This is a genomic window from Mycobacterium sp. BMJ-28 (assembly GCF_054404835.1).
The window spans coordinates 1,643,851-1,661,658 of sequence record NZ_CM136783.1 but is presented as its reverse complement, the minus strand read 5'-3'; the positions used below and the strand labels follow the sequence as shown (position 1 = coordinate 1,661,658).

Sequence of the window (17,808 nt, the reverse complement as noted above, 5' to 3'; positions counted from 1 at the left end):
CACATGGCTGGTAGCCACAGCGATCTGCACAGCGAGCACGGTGCATTGCCCGGGGAATTCGTCGGGCGTGCGAAGAATCCCACCATCAAAATCCGCGACATCGCCTGGCTCGAGTTCGAGAAACCCGATCTGGTGCGTGCCGAGGCCTTCGCCCGTGCCTTCGGCTTTCAGACGACGCTGCGCACCCCCGATGAATTACATTTGCGCGGAACGGATGCGAGCGGACCGTGCGTGATCCTGCGGCGCGGCGAGAAGTCTCGCTTCACCGGCGTCGCTTTCCGTGCCGCCGATGAAACTGACGTGGCACGGCTCGCCGCCAAGACCGGCGCGCCCGTGCAACCGCTGCCCGAGAGCGTCGGCGGCACAGCGGTCCGACTTGTCGATCCGAGTGGATTCCCCGTTCGGGTCGTGGCGGGTACCCACGATCTCCCCCAGCTCCCCACGCAGACGCCGCTGCTGTTCAACACCGGCGACCACGTGGTCCGAATCAACGCCGTCCAGCGGCCACCCCGGGCACCGGCCCGGGTGCAGCGCCTCGGTCATGTGGTCGTGCAGTCGACGAAATACGCCGAGGCACTGAACTGGTACCTGAACAACTTCGGGATGATCGTCAGCGATTTCCTGTTCTTCCCCGGCCAACGCGAGCGCGGCCCGGCCATGAGCTTCATCCGCTGCGACCGCGGCACCGAGCCCGCCGATCATCACACGCTGGCCATGGCGTTGGGGCCGGCAAACCGCTACGTGCATTCGGCGTATCAGGTCAGCGATCTGGACGCGCTGGCAGCCGGCGGGGAATACCTGCGCCAGCGCGGCTACTTCCGGTCGTGGGGTATCGGCCGCCATATCCAGGGCAGCCAGTTGTTCGACTACTGGCGCGATCCCGACGGCTTCCTGGTCGAGCACTTCGCCGACGGCGACATGTTCGACAACACCCTGGAACCCGGGTGGGCACCGTTCACCGCAAGCGGCTTGTCGCAGTGGGGTCCACCGGTGAGCGCTGACTTTCTGGGCACCAGCCCGCGCGCGGCCCGCGCCGAAGCCCTGTCCATCCTCACCGCTCTGCCGAAGCGCAACGAGTTCGACGTCCACCGCCTCATCGGCCTACTGAAAGTTGCCCGCTCATGAGCATTTCCATCCTGCGCACCTCCGACGGCTGGTGGGTCAAGACCGCCGGCGGCGCCGCCAAGATCGCCACCTCCGCCACCACCACCGCGCAACTGTTGGCCGACCGTGCCGCGATCGATGCCGCCGTCACCGACGACACCGTCGCGGTGGACAGTCTGGACCTGCTCTCACCGGTGACCCGGCCGTGCCGGGTGGTAGCGCAGATGACCAACTTCGAGTCCCACGTCAGAGATTCCGGGATGGATCCCAAGACCATCCCGTTGACGTTCTTCCGCAAATCGTCGGCGTCCATCAGCGGCCCGTTCGACGACATCGTCAAGCCCGCGCATGTGCGGTTCCTCGACTACGAGGTGGAGATCGGCCTGGTCATCGGGCGCGATCTACCGGTCGGTACTGCTGTGACAGCGTCCGAGCTCGCCAGTTACGTTGCCGGACTGGTCATCACCAACGATGTGTCCGCGCGGGATATCCAATTGCCTCAGACTCAGTTCTACGAGGCGAAGTCCTACCCCACCTTCACCCCGGTCGGACCCGAACTCGTCCTCCTCGATCCCGATGAGCTCGCCCGCTTCGGCGACCTGCGTCTGCGGTTGAGTGTCAACGGCGCTGAGCGCCAAAACGCCGTAGTCGAGGGTGACATGCTCTACCGGCCGCTGGCCGCGTTGCAGTCGCTGGCCCGGTTCCAAGATCTCGCCGCCGGCGACCTGGTGCTGACCGGCACGCCGGCCGGCACGGCGCTGAGCGCACCGCCCAAACCCATCGAGATGATCGGCGCGTTGCTGCCGCCGGCGGTGAAGTGGAAAGCGTTCTTCAAACGTCAGGCGTCCAACCCCAAGTACCTGAAGCAGGGCGACGTCGTCACGTCGTCGGTGGCCACCGACGACGGTGCGATCGATCTCGGCAGCCAGCGGATGACGGTTGTCGACGCATGACGACCGGTGAGCTGTGGCCGCGCTACGCCGGACCCGCTGACCTCCCCGACGTCGAGCGCATGCCGCTGCACCAACGGGGCCTGCCGGATTCGACATTTCAGATCCTGGAGCGGGCGGCAATCCGGTGGCCGGGCGCCACCGCGGTGACCGTCTTGCCGGACGCCACGCGCTGGCAGAACGGCCCGTCACAGACATTCGGTCAGTTGGCCACGGACGTTCGCCGAATCGCCAACTTCCTGCGTGCCACCGGGATACAGCGCGACAGTGTCGTCGCGTTGCTGTCCCCGAACTGCGACGGATTGATCACCGCAACCCTGGCGGCGCAGCTGGCCGGGATAGCCGCACCGATCAACAGCGGGCTCAGCGCCGAGCAGGTCACCGAGCTCGTCTCACGGTCCGGGGCCCGTACCGTGATCAGCGCGTCACCCGGGTTCGATACGGCGAGTTGGGATTTGGCGAAAGCACTGGCCGAAAGCGGTCTGATCGACCGCGTCTTGCTGCTTTCGCCGACCGGCACGGCGGCGACCGAGCCGGCACCCACGCTGGCCGACGTCACCGTCGGATATCTGATGGTCATGGCATCCGGATACGACGGTGCAGTCTTCGACGGCGAGCCACCCCAACCTGGCGACCTGGCAGCGATATTCCACACCGGCGGCACTACCGGAACCCCGAAGCTCGCCGCGCACACCCACGCCAATGAGGTCACCGACGCCTGGATGGTGGCCGCCGCCGACACCGTCCTCGACCAGGATTCGGTCGTCTTCGCGGCGTTGCCCCTGTTTCACGTCAATGCGTTGGTGATCACCTTGCTCGCGCCGCTCCTGCGTGGCCAGCAGGTGGTGTGGGCAGGTCCGCTCGGATACCGCGATCCCGCTCTGTATGCGAACTTCTGGAGGATCGTTCAGCGGTATCGGATCGCGGCGATGAGCGCGGTGCCGACCGTCTATGCGGTGCTGGCTCAATGCCCGGTCGACGCCGACATCTCCAGCATGCGGATCGCCGTCGTCGGCGCGTCTGCGCTCCCGCCTGCGGTGCGTAAGGACTTCGAATCCCACACCGGCATCACCCTGGTCGAGGGTTACGGGCTCACCGAGGCGACGTGCGCGAGCGCTCGCAGTTTCGGTGAGTACCCCCGCCCCGGTTCGGTGGGCCAACGCCTACCCTACCAACACATCACCGCAGCCAGGGTCACTGAGCAAGGACATCTGGAAGATCTCCCGCCCGGCGCGATCGGCACGTTGATCATCGACGGGCCAACCGTATTCGCCGGCTATGTAACCGGCCGCAGCGAGCGCGGGCTGCAACTCGACGGGCGCGGCACTCTCCATGGTGGACGGCTGGACACCGGGGATCTGGGCTGGGTAGACGACGACGGTTTCGTGTACCTGACCGGCCGCGCCAAAGACCTCATCATCCGGGGCGGGCACAACATCGACCCCGCACAGATCGAGGACGCACTGCTCACCCATAGCGACGTCGCCGCCGCGGCCGCGGTCGGCGCACCGGACGCTCATTCTGGCGAGTTGCCGGTCGCCTACGTCACGCTGCATCCCGGGTCCACGGTCAGCGGTGATGAGTTGACGCAGTGGGCCGCCACCCAGGTCGGTGAACGTGCTGCCGCACCCCGAAAGGTGACCATCCTGGACGCGTTGCCGGTCACCGCGATCGGCAAACCGTACAAACTGCCCCTGCGCGCCGATGCCGCCCGTCAGGTCTTCACCGATGCATTGTCCGGATGGCCCGGCGTCTCCGTTCACGCGCTGATCGAGGACGGAGCGCCGGTGGTCAGCGTCGAAATTGCCGATCCGGCCCACCGCGATGACATCGACCGCGTGTTGGCACGCTATGCGGTGACCTATCGCATGGTCGCCACGCAGTGAGCTCAGTCAGGTGATTGCGCATCCGCACGTGAACTCGCACCACGCTGTTGCGGGACCACCCATCGTCATCGTCGGCGCGGGTCCCACCGGCGCCACCGTGGCGACATTGCTGGCGCAGTACGGCATCGGCAGTCTCGTGCTCGACCGCTGGGACGGGGTCTATCCGCAACCACGTGCGGTACACCTGGATGACGAGGTCTACCGCATCATTGCGCGGCTGGGCATCGCCGAACAGTTCGCGGCCATCTCCCGGCCGGCACACGGACTGCAACTGCGCGACCACGACCACCGCGTCCTGGCCGAATTCCGCAGGGATATCCGCCCCGGCACCAACGGCTTTCCGCAAGCGAACATGTTCGACCAACCCCGGCTCGAAGCCGTCATGCGGGAGAACCTCGCGCGCTACCCCGGTATCGAAGTGCGGGGCAACTCCGAGGTGACCGGTGTCGAACAACGGGCAGATGGCCGGATCCGGGTCGCTTACCGCGACCGCGACGGCGGCACCACCGAGTACGTGGACGCGGATTACGTGCTGGGTTGCGACGGCGCCAACAGCTTCGTGCGCTCGGCGATCGGGTCGCGGATGGATGACCTGCGGTTCCAGCAGCGCTGGTTGGTGATCGATGTCGAAACCACCGCAGATCTTGGCCAGTGGGAGGGCGTCCACCAGGTTTGCGATCCGACACGGGCCGGGACCTATATGCGTATCGGAGATGCCCGCTACCGGTGGGAGTTCCAGCTGCTCGACCAAGAGGTCGCCGGGCAGTTCGCCGACCTGGCCAAGCTCAAGCCGCTGATCGCGCCGTGGACGGCAACCGTAGGGGACGACCAGCTTCAACTCATCCGGGTTGCCGAATACACCTTCCGCGCGCAGCTCGCCGACCACTGGCGCCGAGGCAACGTTTTCTTGCTCGGCGACGCCGCTCATCTCACCCCGCCCTTCATCGGGCAGGGCATGGGCGCCGGGCTGCGGGATGCGAACAACCTCGCATGGAAACTGGCTGGTGTGCTGTCCGGTGACCTACCGCCGATCGCCCTGGACAGCTATGAAGCAGAGCGAAAGCCGCACGCGCGAGCCATGGTTCGACTGGCCCTGGCTGTCGGCAGATTCATGACCGCAGGCGGTAGGGCGGGCACGGTGCTACGTCGCATCGCCGTGCCACGGCTGAACCTGATCCCGGGTGTCCGCAATCGGATCGTCGACTCATCGACACCGGCGCTGCATCGCTCGTTCTTTGTGCAACGCCGGTATGGCCCCCGGTCACTGACCGGTACGTTGTGCCCGAATGCCGCATTGCCCGACGGCCGCCGGGTCGATGACGCCCTGGGTCCAGGTTTCGCGCTCATCACCGCGGTACCGCTCACGTCGGGCCAGCAATCGCTGATCGAACAGCGCGGTGCCACATCGTATTTCGCCGCTCCCGGTACCGCGTTGGCCCGATGGTTACGCCGCGGCCGCACCGGCGCGGCACTGATCAGACCCGATCACACGGTAATGGCGACCTCCAGGCGGGTCGCAGACCTGCTCGCGGTGGTTCCGTACTTCCGCTGGACTGAAGGACAGCCATGAACCCTCACCAGTGGCCGACGGCCGACGGCGGTACAGAATCCGCGATCTATGACGTGGTGATAGTGGGGCTGGGCCCATCAGGCGCCGCCGCGGCGAATGCGTGCGGCCAGCTGGGATTGCGAACACTGGTCGTCGAGCGGGATCTCGCCATCTTCGAACGCCAACGCGCGATCGCACTCGACGACGAAGCACTGCGAGCAATCGAGAATCTCGGTCTCTACGAAGAGGTCACTGCGCATATGCACCTCGGGGTGACGGCGCGCTTCATCGGTCTCAACGGCAAACCGTTCATCACCGGCCCCACCGGGCCCGCCCGCCATACCGGACACGCGGTAGCCAATTTCTTCCACCAACCGCTACTGGAACACGCACTGCGCGAGGGACTCACGCGATGGCCGCATGTCGAGGTGCTCGCCGGGTGGACCGCCGATTTCGTCGACCAAGGCGACCAAGCTGTCACCCTCCGGGTCGAGGATGCCGAGGGCACCAACCGTCTGGTCCAGGCTCGCTACGTGCTGGCCTGCGACGGCGGAAGCAGCCCGATGCGCAAACAGCTGGGCATCGAGTTCGCCGGCAAGTCCTACTCCGAGCAGTGGATGGATGTGCAGGCGCGCACAAAGCGGCCGCTGCATCGTGGTCCGCATTTCGACTTCGTATGTTCCCCCACCCGGCCCGGGGTGCGCTGCCCCTGCCCCGGCGGTTACTACCGCTGGGAGTGGCGGATCAATCCCGGCGAAGACGCCGACGCAATGCTCGAATCGGACAACGTCTGGCGCATGCTCGCCGAGGAGGGCGTGACCGCCGACGACATCGAGATCGCACGTACCTGGTCCTACACCTTCCACGTCCGTAAAGCCCAGCAATGGCGCAACGGCCGGGTGCTGCTGTTGGGCGATGCCGCCCACGTCATGCCACCATTCGCCGGCCAGGGCATTTCCGGCGCGTTCCGCGATGCGGCGAACGTGGTCTGGAAACTCCATGCTGTGCTTGCCGGCCACGCGGTCGACGACCTGTTGGACACCTACCAAAGCGAACGTGAACCCCACCACGACGCCATGACCAACCGTGCAATCTTCTTCGGCCGCTTGGTCATGCCACCCAACCGCACCGTCGCGCGTATTCGCGATTTCGCGCTGCGGGCAGCAGGCCGGGTGCCCGGCCTGACCACCGCAATAACCCGCAAGGTTGTCGAACCCACCCCACTGGGCCCAGGTTGTCTTGCAACGGTTCCGCGCAAACGGCTTCCGGTGGGTTATCTGCTGGCCCCGGCCCGGGTGGCAATAGGGCAGGCGCAGCAGCTCCAGGTCGATCAGGCACTCGGCACCAGCTGGAGCATTCTCGGCCTCGACGTCGATCCTCGCCACGAAATGACCGCCGCGCATCTCAGTACCTGGCAGCGAATCGGCGCGCGCTTCCTGACGATCCGACCCGGTACGTCGGTGGTCGGCGACGGCGAACTCGGCGACCCCACCGGTCAACTCTGGGATGCGTTCAGCGTCAACGACACCCGCTATCTGCTCGTCCGGCCCGATCGGTACGTGTATCAGGCCACCGACGACGCCACCTCCCTGGCGCCACCGAAGTTCTATCTCCCGGTCACCGCGCAACGCGCAGAAGAACAGGCCTCGCGATGAAGGCGGCAATTGCAGCGATGATGCTGTGTGGTGTTTCGATGGGCCCGGCGTGACCGACCTCGGGTCAGGCCGGTCGCGTCATCTTAAACATCACGTCAGCGTTGACCTCGGCGTAGTCGGCGGGACCGCCGGCACGCAGTATGGGCTGTGGCCCGGCGGTGTTGTAGATGCCGTCGTCGAGCCATCTCGGATCGATGTGTACCGCGACGACCTCCCCGAGTACCAGCCAGGTGTCCAATTCGGTGCCGTCGACTCGTTGAAGCCGAGTCAGTTGCGTCAGCCTGCATTCGAAGTTGACCGGGCTCTCGAGCACCCGGGGCGCCGAAACCACGGTTGAGGGCACTGGCGTCAGACCGGCACGAACGAACTCGTCCTGTTCGGACGGCAAGGTGGCTGCCGTCTCGTTCATCCGGGTGGCCAATGAGCGGGTCGCCAGGTTCCACACGAACTCGCCGGTGGAATCGACGTTGGCCACGGTGTCCTTCCAGCCGATCGACGAGAACCCGATGATCGGCGGGTGGTAGTTGAAACCGTTGAAGAAGCTGTACGGGGCCAGGTTTCGTATGCCACCGGCATCATGAGTGGAGATCCAGCCGATCGGGCGCGGTCCGATGATCGCATTGAACGGGTCATGCGGCAGACCCGTGCCGTCGGCGGGCCGGTAGAAGTGTGCATCATCGCCTGCCATGCCAACCCTCACTCTCCGCGGCCGGGGTCATGACGTGAATCCCCAGCGTCTCAACAGTCCAAGACTTGTTCTCGGCCGGTGTCGGATAGTACTGGTCGAGCGGGCATCACGCGGTGTGTGGCCGTCACGCCGACGCCGGCAGCAACTCAGCGTGACGACGCTGCCTGCGTGTGAACCGACCCGGCCGGACGCACGTCGGCGACGTCAGCGCGCAAGGCACTGGTCAGGATGGCGATGATCTCATCGTGGGACAGTGCCGAATGGCCTTCGGCGAGAGCTCTTTCACGGTCCGCCGCGAGCGCAAACAGCAGTGTGCTCATGGCCCCGATCTGGCGGCGCCGTGCGGATACCGAGAGATGAGTCAACTGCGCGGCGATGAGATCGGTCAGCTTCTTGGTGGCCGTCCACTCCCCTCTTCCACGCAACCACTGAACGATGACGGGATGCCCGCGGACTTGTTCTGCGAACCTCGCGTAGTGGGTCGATCCCTGTTCGTAGGGCGTGATCAGCATTGGTTCGGCGAGAATCCGCACCAGTTCGGGTAGGTGGAGATCGGTGCCGATCGATTCGGTGAGAAGGCGACCGCGCCGCTGCTCCATCGCCCCGGTGCGCTCGTCGACGACGAACTGAATGAGGCCATCGCGAGACCCGAAGTGATAGTTGACTGCTGAATTGTTGCGTTGACCGGCAGCTACGGCGATGTCTCGCAACGGCACCGCCGCGCCGCGCTCTGCGATCAGAACTTCCGCTGCCAAGAGCAGCCGCTGACGGGGGTGGTCGCGCTGGTCCGAAGGCGTGCTCATGAAGCCATTCAAGCATGGTCATTTAAGTGCGTGCGTTGAACTATTAAGCAATATCGCTTAACGTGCATGACGGACGGGAACGCCGCGGACGACGAGCAGACGACCAAGGGGGACACATGGCGGGCCACGAAGACGTCCGGGAGATCGACACGGGTAAGCCCATGGAGCGATTCGCTCGGGGCTGGCACTGCCTCGGACTCGCCGACGATTTCTCCGACGGCACCCCGCACGGTGTCGACGCATTCGGCACGAAGCTCGTCATCTTCAGAGACGACGCCGGCGAACTTCACACACTGGACGCGTACTGCCGCCACATGGGCGGCGATCTCTCCCAAGGATCCGTCAAGGGGGACTCCGTCGCCTGCCCATTCCACGACTGGCGCTGGCAGGGGTCAACAGGACGGTGCTCCCTGGTTCCCTACGCCAAGCGGACACCGCGCCTCGCCCGCACCAGACGCTGGCCTACCAGAGAAGTCAACGGCCAACTCCTGGTATGGCACGACCCCGAGGGGTCATCCCCACCACCGGAGCTCCTTCCCCCCGAGATCGAGGGATACGCCGGCGGAGTCTGGTCACCGTGGGTGTGGAACAAGCTCCTGATCGAGGGTTCGCACTGTCGGGAGATAGTCGACAACAACGTCGACATGGCGCACTTCTTCTACGTTCACCGCGCTTACCCGACATACTTCAAGAACGTCATCGAAGGCCACACCGCCACCCAATTCATGGATTCCAATCCTCGTCCTGACGCCACGCCGAATTTTGAGAAGCTCTGGGAGGGAACCAAACTGAGATCCGAAGCGACCTACTTCGGCCCTTCCTACATGATCAACTGGTTGCACAACGACGTTGCCCCGAATTTCACCATCGAGGTCGCCCTGATCAACTGCCACTACCCGGTTACCCACGATTCCTTCGTGCTTCAGTGGGGTGTCGCCGTTCAGAACCTTCCAGGCCTAACCGGCGACAAGGCCGCAGCACTGGCGAAATCAATGGCGAAATCGTTCGGCGAAGGCTTCATGGACGACGTCCGCATTTGGCAGCACAAGGCACGCATCGATAATCCTCTTCTCACCGAAGAGGACGGGCCCGTCTATCAACACCGTCGGTGGTACGAACAGTTCTACGTCGACCTCGCCGACGTGACACCGGACATGACCGACCGCTTCGAACTCGAAGTCGACACAACTCACGCCAACACGTTCTGGCAGCACGAGGTCGCCGAGAACATCCGGCGCGCAAGTGAATCCGCCGACCTCCGCTGATCGCCTTCCCGGCATTGGACAACCACGCAGAACCGAAAAGAGAGATCAGCATCGATGACCGCTTTGCACGGCAAGATCGCCCTCGTCACCGGCGCCTCGTCTGGACTAGGGGCCGAAACGGCGAGGTTGTTCTCCGAACAAGGCGCGACCGTGTTCGGGATCGGTCGCGATCGGGACCGACTGGCATCGGTGTTCGCGAACGTTCACGGTGGCTCGCACGCGGCCTTGGACATCACGTCTCCGAACGCATGCAGGACAGCAGTCGAACAGTGCCTCGGTGAGTTCGGGGCGTTGGACGTCCTCGTCAATGTCGCCGGACAGCATCAGATGCGGCGCACGGAGTCGATGACCGACCATGACTGGGAAGGTGACCTTGCTGTCAATCTCAACGGCCCCTTCTATCTGTGCCGGTCGGCGCTGCCGCACCTGCTCGAACGCGGTGGCAGCATCGTCAATGTCGCGTCGATCGCCGGCGTCGAGGGCCAGGCCTACTCGGCCGGCTATTGCGCGGCCAAACATGCACTCATCGGGCTCACCCGAGCACTTGCCGTCGAGTACACCGCAGACCGTTTGCGGGTGAATGCCGTATGCCCTGGGGGCATGATCACCCCGCAGATCGAGAAGTTCACTGCGCCAGAAGAAGCGAACTTCGAATTGATCATGCGTACCGCAGCACCGCGCGGGATGATGTCGCCGCTGTCGGTGGCCAATGTCATCGCCTTCCTCGCCAGCGATGCCGCCTCTGCTGTCCACGGCGCGGTGTACCGCGTCGACAATGGCAAGGGCGCGGGCTAGCAGCCCCCGGTCCCTGTCCACCTCACAACCGCCTCACCCGCTCTAGCCGCTCGGCTAGCATTGAGCGGTGACCGACCGGCTGGCCCGCACCGACTACAGCGCCGCGCAGACCCGCGTACTGCACGCCGCCCATGACCTGTTCGGCACGCACGGAGTCAGCGGTACTTCGTTGCAGATGATCGCCGACGCCATCGGCGTCACCAAAGCCGCTGTATACCACCAGTTCAAGAGCAAAGAAGAGATCGTCATCGCGGTCGCCGAGACCGAACTGATCGCGTTACAGGATGCGCTGGACGTCGCCGAGGCCGAGCCCGACAAGACCAGGGCACGCGATCTGCTACTCGTCCAGGTCGTCGACATGGCGGTGACGAAGCGCCGCCTCACCGGCGTGCTGCAGTTCGACCCGGTGGTGGTGCGCCTGTTGGCCGAGCACCGGCCCTTCCAGCAGTTCATCGAGCGCCTGTACCGGGTGCTGCTCGGCGAAGGTGACGGCGTCGAAGCCCGGGTGAACGCGGCGGTGATGTCGGGAGCGCTGAGCGCGGCGGTGATGCATCCACTGGTCACCGACGTGGGTGACGATGTGCTGCGCACGCAGATCCTCAAGGTCACCCGGCGCATCCTCGACCTGCCTCAGGCGTGACGGCTGGTCACTCCCCCGTCGACCACCAGGTAGGTCCCGGTGATGAACGACGCCTTGTCCGACATCAGGAATGCCACCGCCGCGCCGACCTCCGCCGGACGGCCGAGCCGGCCCAGCGGTGCGGCCTGCTCGAAGCCGGCCCGGATCTCCTCGACGTCGAGCGCGATCTGCAGCATCGGCGTGTGAATGAACCCGGGGCACACCGCATTCACCCGGATACCGAGGGGACCGAACTGTGCGGCCATCGACCGGGTGAGGCCCAGTAAGCCCGCCTTGGAGGCGCAGTAGGCCGGGATGAAGGGGTTGGCGCTGAGCCCTTCGATACTCGAAATACCCACCACCGCGGGCGATTCCCCGGCCTGGGCGGCCGACTCCAGCCCCGGCAGCATGGCCTGCACCAATAGTGCCTGCGCACGCAGGTTCACATCGAGCACCGCATCCCAGGACTGCGCGGTGTACGCACCCACCGGCTCCGGAATGACCCGGCCCGCCGCATGCACCAGCCCGCCGAGCTCACCGGCCGCCTCCAGCGCATCGGCCACCACCGCCATATCGGTGACGTCGACAACGGCGCCTCGCATACCCATCGCGTCGGCCACCTCGGTCACTTCGGCCGCGATATCCCACAGCACCACATCGCGCCCGTCGGCGACCAGCGCCTCCGCGCTTGCCCGCCCGATACCCGACGCCGCACCCGTCACGATCACAGCTCCCATGTGCGACAACCTAAGTCAGCAGCGCCGCCCCGCGTGCGACTTTGCGCCACGAACCGCATGCACGACATCATCGGTGAACCGCTCCAACAGCAACTCCTGCGTCGCGGCCAGATGCCGCCGCGCGATGCGTTCGGCTTCCTCCGCGCGGCCGGCCGCGATCTCGTCGACCAATCGGCGGTGGGTCCGCACGGCACCACGCGCTTCGGCCGCCGACGGATACTCGCCGCGGCGCACCAGCGCGTCGGCCCACTTCTCCTCCTGCGCCGACCACAGCGCCACCAGGCTGCCCACCACGTATCGGACCGTCGCATTCGGCGTGAATTCGACCATCAGATCGTGGAATTCGCGGGCGCAGCGGGTGAACGCCGCCCCGTCGGCCACCACTTTCGCGCTGGCATCCACATTGCGGGTGAGCGCGGGCACCACCGCGGTGAGCCGGTCCGGACGCCGCGCGACCTCGGCCGCGCACAGTGGCTCCAGCAGTTGCAGTCCGGCGGCCAGATCCCCGATCGGTACCGCGCCACCCTGCAACGCCAGACCCAGGTGATAAGCCGCCGACGATTCGTCCGGCCGGTGCACCTGCGCACCACCCACACTGCCCCGGCGCACCGTCACCAGGCCTTCGGTCTCCAGGATGCGCAGCGCTTCGCGCACCGAGGGATAGCTGACGCCGAATTCGGTGACCAGCTGATCCTGCGTGGGCAGTCGGTCGGCACCGGCCAGGATCCGGTTGCGCAGATCGGCGGCCACCGTCTCGGCGATACGGCGCTGCGGGGTCGGCACGAAATCAATACTAGCAATCCTTATAAGGATTGTCGTACGATCGCCGCCGTGGACTTCGACATGGGGCCCGATGCCGCCGCCCTGCGCACCGAACTACGGGCACTGGTGAAAACCCATGTGCCCGACGACTACCTGGGCGCCTTCACCGATGACCCGGCCGATCTGGAGATTGCGCAGCGCTTTTGCAAGGTGCTGGCCGAGCAGGGACTGCTGTGCATGTCCTGGCCCACCGAGTTCGGTGGCCGGGCCTCGTCGCCGTGGGAACAGACGGTGGTGCGCGAGGAGATGTGGGCCCATCACGAACCCAGAGGCGCGCAATACATGGGCGTCAACTGGGTCGGGCCGATCATCATGCGGTTCGGCACACCGGAGCAGCAGCGCACCCATCTGCCGCCGATCGCCCGCGGCGAGGTGATCTGGTGCCAAGGCTTCTCCGAACCCGAGGCCGGCTCGGACCTGGCCTCGCTGCGCACGTCCGCGGTGCGCGACGGCGAGGGCTGGCGCATCAACGGCCAGAAGATCTGGACGTCCTACGCGACGATGGCGCAGTGGTGCTTTCTGCTGGCCCGCACCTCCAAGCAAGACAAAAAACAGCGCGGCCTGAGCATCTTCCTGGTGCCGATGAACGACCCCGCCATCACGGTGCGCCCCATCCGCACCATGATGGGACCCCACCACCTCAATGAGGTCTTCTTCGACGATCTGCGGGTCACCGACGCCGACATCCTCGGCACCGTGGACGACGGCTGGACCATGGTGCAGAACGTGCTGGCCTTCGAGCGCGTCGGGATCGCCCGCTACGCCCGGTGTGAACGGCTCCTGCAACTGGCACCCGACGCCCTGGGCGACCGCTGGCCGGCGCTGCCCGCCGAGCTGCGCGGGCGGTGGGCCCGCATGCTCACGCACTGCCGCCGGGCCCGGCTGATGGCCTACCGGATCGTCGCACTTCAGAGCACCGGCCAGGTACGCCCCACAGATTCGGCGGCCTACCGCATCGCGGTGACCAGACTCGACCAGGACAGCGCCGAGGTGCTGATGGAGATCGCCGCCGCGTTACCCGAAGGGCGCTCCCGCCACTTCCGGGCCGAGGTCGAGGACCACTGGCGGTACTCACAGGCCTCGACGGTGTCCTCCGGAAGTATCGAGATGCAGCGCATCCTGTTGGCGCGCAACTTGATGGCGGCCTCGTGAACATCGACCTGAGCGCCGAAGCCACCGAATACGGCGTGCAAGCCCGCAAGGCCTTCGAAGCCGCCGGCGGCGACGAACTGCTGCGGCAGGCGGAGGCGGATCCCAGCACGCGCGCAGCACTGGTCACCCCGGTGTTGGATGGCCTGGGCGCCTGGGATCTGGAACCGCGCACCGATACCGACTCCGCCGAGGCGGCGGCCGCCCTGTGCCGCAGCGCCGGTTACTGGGGATTGCCCTACCCGGTGGCCGAACGGCTGGCCCGCACGACCGACGCCGACGGACTGATCGTCGTCACCGAGCACGCCCCTGCGGGCACCATCGCCGGGATCGACGGGAATTGGATCACGGTCACCGCCGACGGACACCGCGGCCAGGTGACGGGCACCCTCGACGACCGGGCCGGGTTCGTCACTTCCCTGCAGGTCGGCTCCCTGGACAAGGACGGTGCCGCCGATCTCGCGCTGGCGATCACGCTGCCGTGCTGGACGCTGCTCGGAATGTTGGACCGCGCAATGGAACTCACTGTCGCGCACGTCCGCCTGCGCCAGCAGTTCGGGCAGCCGCTCTCGGCCTTCCAGGGCGTCCAGTTCCAGCTCACCGATGCCGAGGTGGAGCGCAGCGGGCTGGAGATGCTGGCCCGGTACGCGCTGTGCAGCGGCGCAACGGCCGATGCACTGGCGCTGCGACTGGCCGCGCTGGAAGCCGCCGACGTGGTGTTCCGGGTGACCCATCAGCTACACGGCGCGGTGGGCTTCTGCGAGGAGACGACGTTGTCCTGGCTGTCGCGGTACAGCCAACCGCTGCGCCGGTTGCCCTGGGGATTGTCGGCGACGCGCGAACTGCTGGCCGACGTGGTGGACGTGCACGGTCTGACCGGGCTGTACAGCACATGAGCCTGGAGGACTTCCGCCGTCAGGTCCGGCACTGGTGTGACGAGCACGTGCCGACCGACTGGCGCGCCGCCCAGACCGGGGTGAGCGACGCGGAATACGTGCGCTTCCAGAAGGCGTGGTTCGCCGAATTACACAGCGCCGGTTACGCCGTGCCGCACTGGCCGGCCGAATGGGGCGGCGGGTTGCGCACGCACGGAGCACATCGGCAGATGTCGGTCGCCGAGCAGGTGGTGCTGTACTCCGAGCTGGCCGCCCATGATGCGCCCAGGCTGGTGCTGGCGTTCGTCGGCATCCATCACGCCGCCTCGACACTGCTGGCCGCAGGCACCGACGAGCAGCGCCGCCGCCACCTACCGGCGATCCTGGACGGCGAAATCTGGGTGCAGGGGTTCTCCGAGCCCGAAGCCGGATCCGATCTGGCCGCGCTGCGCACCACGGCGCGCCGCGACGGCGACCATTACGTGATCAACGGCCAAAAACTGTGGGCCAGCGGCGGATTACACGCCGACTGGTGTCTGCTGTTGGCCCGCACCGACCCGCAAGCACCCAAACGTCATGGCATTTCCTACTTCCTGATGGATATGACGAGCCCCGGTATCGACGTGCGGCCGATTCGCCAGGCCACCGGCGAATCCCACTTCTGTGAGATGTTCCTCAACGACGTCCGCATCCCGGCCGCCGATCTGATCGGCCCGGAGAACAGGGGCTGGCAGGTCGCGCAGGAAACCCTGGGCGCCGAACGTGGGATGACCATGCTCGAGCTGGCCGAGCGGCTCGGGAATGGGTTCAGTTGGCTGGTCACCGAATGCGCCCGCGCCGGCGTGCTCGACGACTCTCTGGTACGGGACCGGCTGGCGCAGTTCGAGATCGAGATCACCGGGCTGCGCGGCATCTGCCGCCAGTTCGTCGAGGCGCCGGTCCCGGCGCCCGCCGATGCGTCGGTGGTGAAGTTGTTCTACAGCGAACTGCTGCAACGGATGACGGATTTCGGCGCCGAGATCGCCGGGCTGGCCGGTCACACGATCCTGGCCAAGCCCATCTCCAGCGGCTGGGAGTCCGGGGCCTGGGTGCTGGACTTCATCGGCTCGTGGGAGTGGACGATTCCCGGCGGCGCCAGCGAGATCCAGCGCACCATCATCGCCGAACGGGGCCTGCGGCTGCCCCGTGAGCCGGTGGTGTCCTGATGACCCGCGAGTACGCCGAACTGCATGACGAATTACGCAGCGTGGCACGAGAACTACTGACCAAGGGCGATCCGGACGCGGGATCGATCGCGCAGGCCGGCTGGACCGGTCTTGAGATCCCGGACGCCCTCGGCGGCGCCGGGGTGTCCTTCGCCGAGACCGCGGTCATCGCAGAGGAGCTGGGCCGCGCCGCCTCCCGCACCGGCTATCTCGGCACCGCGCTGGCCATCGGCACGCTGCTGCAGGTGAGCCCGGATGAGGCCCGTGACGGCTGGCTCAGGACCATCGCGGCGGGCGGGGTGGGCCCGGTCACCGTGCTGCCGACCGGCCAGGAGTCCGGAATCGACTTCACCCTGCACGGCTCCCGGTTGGACGGCTGTGCCGATTTCGTTCCCGACGCCGGCTGTGCGCCAATGCTTCTGGTGCTCGCCCGAGACGACGCGGGCAGCCCCGTGGTCACCGCCCTCGCGCCGGACGCTGACGGGGTCACGGTCACCGAGCGGCCGGTACTCGATGAGACCCGGCGCCTGGCCGCCGTGCACGCCGAGGGCGCCGCCGTACAGCGGGTGTGGCAGTTGGCCGGAGATCCGGAGCCGGCCGCCCGGCGGATCGCCGACCGTGCCGCCGTCGTCATCGCATGTGACAGCCTCGGGCTGGCCGAGGCGATGCTGGCGGCAACCGTCGAATACGTGACCGTGCGGCACCAGTTCGGCCGCCCGATCGGGTCATTCCAGGCGGTCAAACACGCCTGCGCCGACATGGCCGTGCACATCCGGGTGACGCGCCAACTCGTGGACGCCGCCGTGGACGCCGTGGCCGAGGGCGCGGATGCGTCGGTGCCGGCGGCAATGGCCAAGGCCTACGCGTGCGACACCGCCGTGCAGGTGGCAGGCAAGGCGATGCAACTGCACGGCGGCATCGGCTACACCTGGGAGAGCGGTATCCACGTCTACCTGAAACGGGCGACGCTCAACCGTGCCCTGTTCGGTTCGTCTGCCGGACATCGCAAAGCGCTTGCCGTTCGCTACGAGTAGCGCCCACCCCCGGCGATCTGTGCCATTGTTGTACATCGTCTTGGAGGAGGCTCGATGAATCGGTGGTTGGCTGCCCCAATGGTGATGGCCGCCGCGGCGACGATGGCCGCGTGCTCGTTCTCGGGCTCGGTCGGCGACACGACGGTGAGCAAAGACCAGGTGCAGAGCCAGATCAGCGAGAAAGTCACCGAACAGGGCGGCACCAAACCGGATTCGGTGACCTGTCCGGGTGACCTCAAGGCGCAAGTCGGGGCCACCCTGGATTGCAAGATGGCCGAAGGTGCCAAGAATTACGGCGTCAACGTCACGGTGACCAGCGTGGACGGCAAGACGGTGAATTTCGACATCGTGCAGACGGTCGACAAGGACGCCGTGGCCGAGCAGATCGCCCATCAACTCACCCAGCAGGTGGGGCGTGCCCCGGAATCGGTGACCTGCCCCGCGGATCTCAAGGGCGACAAGGGTGAGACGCTGCGCTGCGAGCTCACCGACTCGGGCGCGACCTACGGGGTGACGGTGACCGTCACCAGCGTCGACGGCGGGGACGTCAAGTTCGATTTCAAGGTCGACGACCAGCCGCAGTAGCGCCGCGGACGGGTGACGACCGCGCTGTGCACCCTGTCCGAAGTCCCTGCGAGTTGACTGTGGCCGCCAGCGGCGGCCCGCCTGGGT

Annotated in this window: 17 protein-coding genes; 13 read left to right on the top strand and 4 right to left on the bottom strand. The window is 66.4% G+C overall.

Annotated features, from left to right (window positions below):
* Window positions 1–3: 3 nt before the first annotated feature.
* From ACXPWS_RS08280 to ACXPWS_RS08260, 5 genes are read left to right on the top strand one after another with little or no spacing between them, the layout of a single operon-like run.
* Window positions 4–1,125 carry a VOC family protein gene (locus ACXPWS_RS08280; RefSeq protein WP_458711980.1) on the top strand — a complete coding sequence of 374 codons (1,122 nt, stop codon included), beginning with the start codon at window positions 4–6 and terminating at the stop codon, window positions 1,123–1,125.
* A complete protein-coding gene (locus ACXPWS_RS08275; protein ID WP_458711979.1) occupies window positions 1,122–2,057 on the top strand; it encodes a fumarylacetoacetate hydrolase family protein in 936 nt (311 codons plus the stop codon). The genes ACXPWS_RS08280 and ACXPWS_RS08275 overlap by 4 nt, the downstream gene beginning before the upstream one ends.
* Entirely contained in the window at window positions 2,054–3,940 is a 1,887-nt protein-coding gene (locus ACXPWS_RS08270) for an acyl-CoA synthetase (RefSeq protein WP_458711978.1), read from the top strand. The genes ACXPWS_RS08275 and ACXPWS_RS08270 overlap by 4 nt, the downstream gene beginning before the upstream one ends.
* Window positions 3,941–3,968: 28 nt before the next feature.
* Window positions 3,969–5,510, top strand: coding sequence for a bifunctional 3-(3-hydroxy-phenyl)propionate/3-hydroxycinnamic acid hydroxylase MhpA (gene mhpA / locus ACXPWS_RS08265; protein ID WP_458711977.1), 1,542 nt, complete (start codon window positions 3,969–3,971; stop codon window positions 5,508–5,510).
* Window positions 5,507–7,144: a bifunctional 3-(3-hydroxy-phenyl)propionate/3-hydroxycinnamic acid hydroxylase gene (locus ACXPWS_RS08260; protein WP_458711976.1), complete on the top strand. Its 1,638-nt coding sequence runs from the start codon at window positions 5,507–5,509 to the stop codon at window positions 7,142–7,144. The genes mhpA and ACXPWS_RS08260 overlap by 4 nt, the downstream gene beginning before the upstream one ends.
* A gap of 64 nt (window positions 7,145–7,208) precedes the next feature.
* Here ACXPWS_RS08260 and ACXPWS_RS08255 read toward each other — a convergent pair whose 3' ends face one another.
* Together ACXPWS_RS08255 and ACXPWS_RS08250 are read right to left on the bottom strand one after the other, a co-directional pair.
* Window positions 7,209–7,832 carry a flavin reductase family protein gene (locus ACXPWS_RS08255; protein ID WP_458711975.1) on the bottom strand — a complete coding sequence of 208 codons (624 nt, stop codon included), beginning with the start codon at window positions 7,830–7,832 and terminating at the stop codon, window positions 7,209–7,211.
* A gap of 146 nt (window positions 7,833–7,978) precedes the next feature.
* The gene (locus ACXPWS_RS08250; protein ID WP_458711974.1) at window positions 7,979–8,647 is read right to left on the bottom strand and encodes a hypothetical protein; all 669 of its coding nucleotides are present in this window, start codon (window positions 8,645–8,647) and stop codon (window positions 7,979–7,981) included.
* Between the two features lie 104 nt (window positions 8,648–8,751).
* Between ACXPWS_RS08250 and ACXPWS_RS08245 the strand changes: the two genes are divergently transcribed.
* The 3 genes from ACXPWS_RS08245 (at window position 8,752) to ACXPWS_RS08235 (ending at window position 11,335) form a co-directional block, all read left to right on the top strand.
* On the top strand, window positions 8,752–9,900 hold the full coding sequence (locus ACXPWS_RS08245; RefSeq protein ID WP_458711973.1) for a Rieske 2Fe-2S domain-containing protein: 1,149 nt from the start codon (window positions 8,752–8,754) through the stop codon (window positions 9,898–9,900).
* 54 nt (window positions 9,901–9,954) lie between these two features.
* On the top strand, window positions 9,955–10,695 hold the full coding sequence (locus ACXPWS_RS08240) for an SDR family NAD(P)-dependent oxidoreductase (protein WP_458711972.1): 741 nt from the start codon (window positions 9,955–9,957) through the stop codon (window positions 10,693–10,695).
* A 67-nt stretch (window positions 10,696–10,762) separates the two neighbouring features.
* Window positions 10,763–11,335, top strand: coding sequence for a TetR/AcrR family transcriptional regulator (locus ACXPWS_RS08235; RefSeq protein ID WP_458711971.1), 573 nt, complete (start codon window positions 10,763–10,765; stop codon window positions 11,333–11,335).
* On the opposite strand, the gene ACXPWS_RS08230 is transcribed toward ACXPWS_RS08235, so the two are convergent.
* Entirely contained in the window at window positions 11,326–12,051 is a 726-nt protein-coding gene (locus ACXPWS_RS08230; protein WP_458711970.1) for an SDR family NAD(P)-dependent oxidoreductase, read from the bottom strand. The two genes, ACXPWS_RS08235 and ACXPWS_RS08230, sit on opposite strands and share 10 nt — an antisense overlap.
* A 15-nt stretch (window positions 12,052–12,066) precedes the next feature.
* Window positions 12,067–12,843 (bottom strand): FadR/GntR family transcriptional regulator, encoded by a 777-nt coding sequence (locus ACXPWS_RS08225; protein WP_458713456.1) that lies wholly within the window; start codon window positions 12,841–12,843, stop codon window positions 12,067–12,069.
* Window positions 12,844–12,882: 39 nt separating this feature from the next.
* Between ACXPWS_RS08225 and ACXPWS_RS08220 the strand changes: the two genes are divergently transcribed.
* Genes ACXPWS_RS08220 through ACXPWS_RS08200 form a run of 5 tightly spaced genes read left to right on the top strand, consistent with a single transcriptional unit; the run spans window position 12,883 to window position 17,721 of the window.
* Entirely contained in the window at window positions 12,883–14,025 is a 1,143-nt protein-coding gene (locus ACXPWS_RS08220) for an acyl-CoA dehydrogenase family protein (RefSeq protein ID WP_458711969.1), read from the top strand.
* The gene (locus tag ACXPWS_RS08215; protein WP_458711968.1) at window positions 14,022–14,918 is read left to right on the top strand and encodes an acyl-CoA dehydrogenase family protein; all 897 of its coding nucleotides are present in this window, start codon (window positions 14,022–14,024) and stop codon (window positions 14,916–14,918) included. Before ACXPWS_RS08220 ends, ACXPWS_RS08215 begins: the two co-directional genes overlap by 4 nt.
* Window positions 14,915–16,102, top strand: a complete 1,188-nt coding sequence (locus tag ACXPWS_RS08210) for an acyl-CoA dehydrogenase family protein (RefSeq protein ID WP_458711967.1) — start codon at window positions 14,915–14,917, stop codon at window positions 16,100–16,102. The genes ACXPWS_RS08215 and ACXPWS_RS08210 overlap by 4 nt, the downstream gene beginning before the upstream one ends.
* Complete coding sequence (locus ACXPWS_RS08205; protein WP_458711966.1) at window positions 16,102–17,136, top strand: acyl-CoA dehydrogenase family protein; 1,035 nt, start codon at window positions 16,102–16,104, stop codon at window positions 17,134–17,136. The genes ACXPWS_RS08210 and ACXPWS_RS08205 overlap by 1 nt, the downstream gene beginning before the upstream one ends.
* Window positions 17,137–17,190: 54 nt before the next feature.
* A complete protein-coding gene (locus ACXPWS_RS08200; protein WP_458711965.1) occupies window positions 17,191–17,721 on the top strand; it encodes an anti-apoptotic protein in 531 nt (176 codons plus the stop codon).
* Window positions 17,722–17,808 lie beyond the last annotated feature (87 nt).